At 63.6% G+C, this 5,409-nt stretch carries 4 protein-coding genes and 1 pseudogene; 1 reads left to right on the top strand and 4 read right to left on the bottom strand.

The genetic code is table 11. The features are described from left to right. Positions 1–1,156, bottom strand: a 1,156-nt coding sequence (locus tag ENZ74_RS20350; protein ID WP_127312950.1) for a lytic murein transglycosylase, incomplete at its 3' end; no start/stop codon positions are given. Positions 1,157–1,413: 257 nt separating this feature from the next. Then, a complete protein-coding gene (locus tag ENZ74_RS20345) occupies positions 1,414–2,214 on the bottom strand; it encodes a GH25 family lysozyme (protein WP_013530938.1) in 801 nt (266 codons plus the stop codon). A gap of 229 nt (positions 2,215–2,443) precedes the next feature. On the opposite strand from ENZ74_RS20345, the pseudogene ENZ74_RS20340 reads away from it, so the two are divergent. Continuing rightward, positions 2,444–3,822, top strand: a pseudogene (locus ENZ74_RS20340) (serine hydrolase). Between the two features lie 52 nt (positions 3,823–3,874). Here the strand turns inward: ENZ74_RS20340 and ENZ74_RS20335 are convergent. Further along, on the bottom strand, positions 3,875–4,558 hold the full coding sequence (locus ENZ74_RS20335; RefSeq protein ID WP_063168487.1) for a class I SAM-dependent methyltransferase: 684 nt from the start codon (positions 4,556–4,558) through the stop codon (positions 3,875–3,877). Beyond that, positions 4,555–5,409: DUF3419 family protein (locus tag ENZ74_RS20330; RefSeq protein WP_127312949.1), on the bottom strand; the 855-nt coding region annotated here is incomplete at its 5' end. The genes ENZ74_RS20335 and ENZ74_RS20330, both read right to left, overlap by 4 nt.

Here is a 5,409-nt window from a genome sequence, read left to right as displayed (position 1 = left end):
GACAGGCCCAGATGCCGTCATTGATGTAGAGCCGCTTGCCCTTGCGGATCGCCTCGCGGGTGTTGGTACCCAAAATGCCGTCGACGGTGCCGACATCGTAGCCCTTGGCTTCCAGCTTGGTCTGCAACGCCTTCATCTGCTCATTGTTGAGACCGGTCTCGGGATTGCGCGGGTCCAGCGGCGGCGCGCCTGCCAGCCGTGCGGCAAGGTTGGCTGCCGTCAGCGCATAGGTGAAGGACTGATTCCATTCGAGATAAACGTCGAAATTGTCGTAGGTGAGGAAGGCTGGCCCCTTGCGGCCCATCGGCAGCGCGAGGCCTGCTTTCAGGCCGTTATCGACCAGCGGCGCGCCGCTGGGGTAGGTGACGCCCCATTGCGCCCACTGCGACAGCGGCAGCTTGTTGGTGCGACCGGTCTGATCCCACGGCATGTCTTCGGGCACGCGGACTTCCTGGATCCAGGGCTGGTCGCGTTTCCAGCCGCGCGACAGCACCTTGTTGGCAGTGGTCATGATCACATCAGGCACGCTGCCGCGCAGGTCGATCTTGCCGTCGCCGTCGCCGTCGACGCCGCGTGCCAGATAGTCGGAGGGCAGGATCTGCGTCTGGCCGATCTCGCCGGCCCAGGCGCCCCTGACATCGGCCGGCAGCACGCCGCGATCGATCAGTTCCAGAAGCGGCACCAGCTGTTGCCGGAAGAGCTGCGGCCGGCGGCAATCATGGGAAAGCGTCACCAGGGCGCTCAGCGTGTGGAAGTCGCCCTGCACGGCGCCGAAATCGGTCTCCAGCGCCCAGAAGGCGGCGATGATCGGCGCCTGGACGCCGAACTGCTGGTCGGCGCGGGCGAAGACATCCGCGTATTTCTTCATGTTCGCCGCACCTTGCTTCAGGCGATAGGCCGAGATCATCCGGTTGGAAAACTCGACAAAGGTTTGGGTGAAGACGCCCTGGGCGCGGTCGCGCGCCAACACCTTGTCATCTAAGGTTGCCGCTTCAAGGGCGTCGAGACCCACTGCACCTACGCCGGCCGCCTTGGCTTCCGCGGCGACGCCCTGCTTCCAGGATTCGAAGTCGCCGCCGCATTCCTGCGCCATCGCCGGCAAGGCCGTGGCGCACAGGGTCAGCGCAGCCGCGAGGACTTTGGAACGCAGTCGCATCAGCTTCCTTTCGAAACGAACAGGGGGTCATTTGTTGTGCTCCCCCCCGGGAAGCCCAACGCCCTGAATTACCGGCGGTTGCACTCTTTCCCGCTGGCTGTGTCGAAAAGCAGGCGGCAGGCCCGGTGTCAACGGTGTTCTGCGGCAGCTTCTCTGCTGGAGTGATTTGATGCAGGGCAGTGCTGCCGTTGCACCGGTTCAACGGAAGCTCTGCTGGAGTGATTTGATCCAGGGCGGTGCTGCCGTTGAACCTGACGTCAACGGGTGTTCTGCCGCAGCCATTTGTTCCAGGCGGCTTCGCTGCCGTTGAAGACGTTGATGTCGGACTTGCCGGTCATGCCGGGAACGATGCCGGTTCCGGTGTACTGCCAGAAGGTGAAGGGGTGGCTGCCGTATTTCTCACGCGGATGGCCGGCGACGGAACGCAGCCAGTAGGGATAGCCGCGGAACCCTGACAGCCCGTTGTCGTCGAAGAAGTCGACGGAAGTGTAGATGATCGGCTTCTTGCCGTAATGGCGTTCGACGATTTCGAGGAAGGTGGTCATCTCCGCGCGCACCGTGGCGGCGTCGGGACGCAGCCTGCAGGTCGGCGATTGCGGGTTCCATTCCATATCGAGGACCGGCGGCATCGCCGAGCGATCGACGGGGACGTTGCGGATGAACCAGCGCGCCTGAACGGCAGCCGGGGTGCAGAAATAATAGAAATGATAGGCGGCTCGCGGAATCCCGTTGGCCTTCGTGCGCGCCCAATGCTCGCTGAAATACTCGTCGAAACGGTCGCCGCCCTCGGTCGCCTTGATGAAGGCGAAGGAGATGCCGCTGGCCCTGGCAGCCGGCCAGTCGACCGAGGTCTGGTATTTGGAAACATCGGTGCCGTGGACGGCATAGTTCCACGGCGCGCCGCTCTCCCATTCATGCGGCTTGGAGTCGGCAAAGCGCGGCGCGCGCACGGCAACCGTCGGGCTGCTCGAAGCGGATGGCGACAGCGGCGAGAGATCGTCGACGGTCGAGCAAGCACCAAGCAGCGCTAGCATGATCAGGCCCGCAAGACGGCGCATCGCAATTCCCGAGCCGGATTCAGCCGGTCGCTGATGGGTCTCTACACTGATGGCCTGCTTTGTGATCGGGCCCCCTCCGAACGATCGCCCCACAGCATCGCTCAGCATATCCTGTGATCGCCGATCATGGTTGATAATCCGTTGATGGCGCTCGACAAGCATTGTGATTTGCGGAAGCAATGGCGGCAAATCGATGACATAAGGGTCGCGCAGGGCCCGGAGGAAATAAATGCGGATCGTGGTCAAGATCGTCAAATGGCTGCTTGGCCTGATCGTCCTGGCGGTCGCAGCACTTTTGCCTGGCTTTATATCGCGCCACCGGAGTTGATCAGGGTCGGCTCGGGCTACTCGGCCAAGATCGTCTGTTCGAACGTTTTTATCGCCGGCCGCGATCCCAATGAGGTGCTGGCCGTCGACGTGCAGGCACCCGGGCATCCCCTGCTGCGGTTAATGCGGGTTTCGGTGGACAAGAACAGGGGAACGGTGTCTGCCGGCCTGTTCGGTTTCCTCGGCAAGAGCGTCGCCGTAGCCCGCGACGGGCTTGGCTGCGCTTCGGTTCCGGACGGCGACGTAGGAAAGGTGCGGCGGACCGCGATCCAAGCGGAGCCGTCCGCAGTCACCATGGGCGACCTGTGGCCGGAAGGCGAACGGGTCGAGGCATCACAGGATCCGGTTGTTGCCAAGCTGCTGGATGATGCGGCGCTGATCGGCACCGGCATGCGCGCGGTGGTGGTGGTCAAGAATGGCCGTGTCGTCGCCGAGCGCTACGGCGATGGCTTTTCCGCCAGGACGCCGCTGCTCGGCTGGTCGATGACCAAAACAGTGAATGCCGCCATCGTCGGTACGTTGGTCAAGGACGGCAAGATGGCTTTCGACAACAAAAACCTGTTCGCGCCGTGGAAGGCGGACGGCCGCGCCGCGATCAGCCTTGCCGACATGATGGCGATGTCGAGCGGGCTGGAGTTCAACGAGGATTATGGCGACGTCGCCGACGTCACGCGCATGCTCTATCTCGAACCTGACATGGCGGGCTTTGCCGAATCCAAGCCGCTGGCTGCAGAGGTCGGCAAACAGTTTTCCTATTCGAGCGGCACGGCGGTGATGCTGTCGCGCCTCTGGCAGGACGCGGTCGGCGACAAGGCCAGGGCGCTGACGTGGCCGCGCACGGCGCTATTCGAGCCGCTCGGCATGCACAGCGCGGTGCTTGAAACGGACGAGCAGGGCACCTTCGTCGGCTCGTCCTATCTCTACGCGACCGCGCATGACTGGGCGCGCTTCGGCCAGTTCCTGCTGCAAGGCGGGGTGTGGAACGGCAACCAGATCCTGCCGGCCGGTTTCGTCGACTGGATGCGCGAGCCGGCATCCGCCTCGAAGGTCTACGGCAAGGGCCAATTGTGGATCGAGGCCCCGGGCGATGAGGAAAACCCCGGCGCCGGCGTCGCGGCAGGCCTGCCCAAGGACACGTACTGGATGGAAGGCCATGACGGGCAGACGGTTGCCATCATTCCCTCGGAGCAGTTGGTGGTGGTGCGGCTGGGGCTGACGCCTGCCAAGCTTGGCTATCGGCCGCAGACGATGGTGGGGGCGCTGATGAAGGCGCTGCATTAAGGTGCATTGACATTCAGGTGAGGTCGGCCTGCAAATGGCGGTTTCACCTTGGCTAGCCGCGCGGCCCGATAACCGCCAGCCAGGCATAGCCGCGATAAAGCGTGCCGAAACGGAAGCTTGCGCCGGTTCGCCGAGATTCCGATTCCAGCACTTCGCGCAACGATTCACGCGGCGCGACGTGGAATTTTTTCAGCCAGCCGCGCAGCAGCGCACGGAACCAGCCGGGCAGCCCTTCCTGCTGGCCGAAATCGACGATGTGCAGCGAACCGTTCGGCGACAGGGCGGCAAGTGCCGCCGATACTGTTTTTTCCCAGCCGGGGATCATCGACAGCGAATAGGACACGAAGACACGGTCGAAGCGTTCGACATCGAAGAGTGCCCGGGCATCGAAATCGGTGGCATCGCCCCTAGCCAATATGACGCGACCGGACAGGCCCTCGCGGTCGATCGCCTTTCCGGCCGTCTCCAGCATTTCGGCCGAAATATCGAGGCCGAAAAAGCGCGCGTCGGGATAGTGACGGGCGGCGAGGATGACGTTGCGGCCGGTGCCGCAGCCGAGTTCCAGCACGGTGCCACCGGCAGGCACGTCGAGCCCCGAGATCATTGGGTCGCGGCCGAGCAGGTAGTATTTGCGGGTCAGGTCGTAGATGTGGCGCTGCCAGCGGTAGACGCCGTCCATCAGTTCGGCATGATTGGCCTTGAATTCGGGGCTGGCCGGCAGCTCGCTGCTGCTCATGCCGCGCGCTTTACGTAGAGATGGAAGCCGCCATAGATGGCCGAGCGGTCGCGGGCCGAAAATTCCCGCGAAGCCTGGTCCTGATAGTCCCATTGGTCGAGCAGCGAACTGGAGACGCGACCCGGCAGCAGGCTGGGCTCGGCGGCGGTGCGGAAGATGACGCGGGCGCCGGCCGAAGCCGTGCGGGTGATTTCCGCCCACAGCGCGTTGAGCTGATCGTCGGTCATCCAGTCCTGTGCGTCGAGCAGGACGAAGCGGTCGACCGCGCCTGCATCCTTGCCGGCGAGAAACTCGATCAGATTGGCATGGTGGATGGCGACGCGGCCGACATTGCCGCGGATGGTCTCGTAATTCTGCTTTTCGAGATAGGCGGGCAGGGCGGCCTCGCCGGGGTTCGGATAGCGGCGGGCAAAGGCCTGCCAGGCGAAGTAGTTATTCTCCAGCGGAAAATCGCAAGCGAGTTTTTCCAGCCGGGCTTTCAGCACGCTGGCCATGGTGCCGTCGCCAGAAGTGATCAGCGAATCGTACTGCGCCGGTGGAATGCCGAGGCCGAACAGCGAAGCCTTGCGCGACGTCGCCCATCTCAAAAGCTTGTTGTCGAAGACCGGCGCCAACTCCTCGTTGAAGAAGCGGCGCTGCTCGCCGATGTTCCTGGCCTGCATGATGCCGGCTGGGTCGACGCCGAAGAATTTTCCCGTGCGATGGCCCATGGCGATGAACAAGCCGAGCAGGCCGGTCTGGTAGAAATTGCGGTCGAACACAGTGATGCGACGGCGCCCGCGCCAGTTGCGGCGCTCCCAGTAGTGACGGCTGACAGGATCGAGATGCGGCGCGATGAAACGGTCATACGC

This window comes from Mesorhizobium sp. M7A.F.Ca.CA.002.15.2.1 (assembly GCF_003998715.1).
GTDB classification, from domain to species: domain Bacteria; phylum Pseudomonadota; class Alphaproteobacteria; order Rhizobiales; family Rhizobiaceae; genus Mesorhizobium; species Mesorhizobium ciceri.
The sequence above is the reverse complement of the archived record's forward strand: the minus strand, read 5'-3'. Positions and strand labels throughout refer to the sequence as shown.

What these genes read in the sequence shown, in the direction of transcription:
- ENZ74_RS20335 (WP_063168487.1), bottom strand. Translation starts at nt 4,558, where the DNA reads ATGAGCAGCAGCGAGCTGCCGGCCAGCCCCGAATTCAAGGCCAATCAT.
- ENZ74_RS20345 (WP_013530938.1), bottom strand. Translation starts at nt 2,214, where the DNA reads ATGCGCCGTCTTGCGGGCCTGATCATGCTAGCGCTGCTTGGTGCTTGC.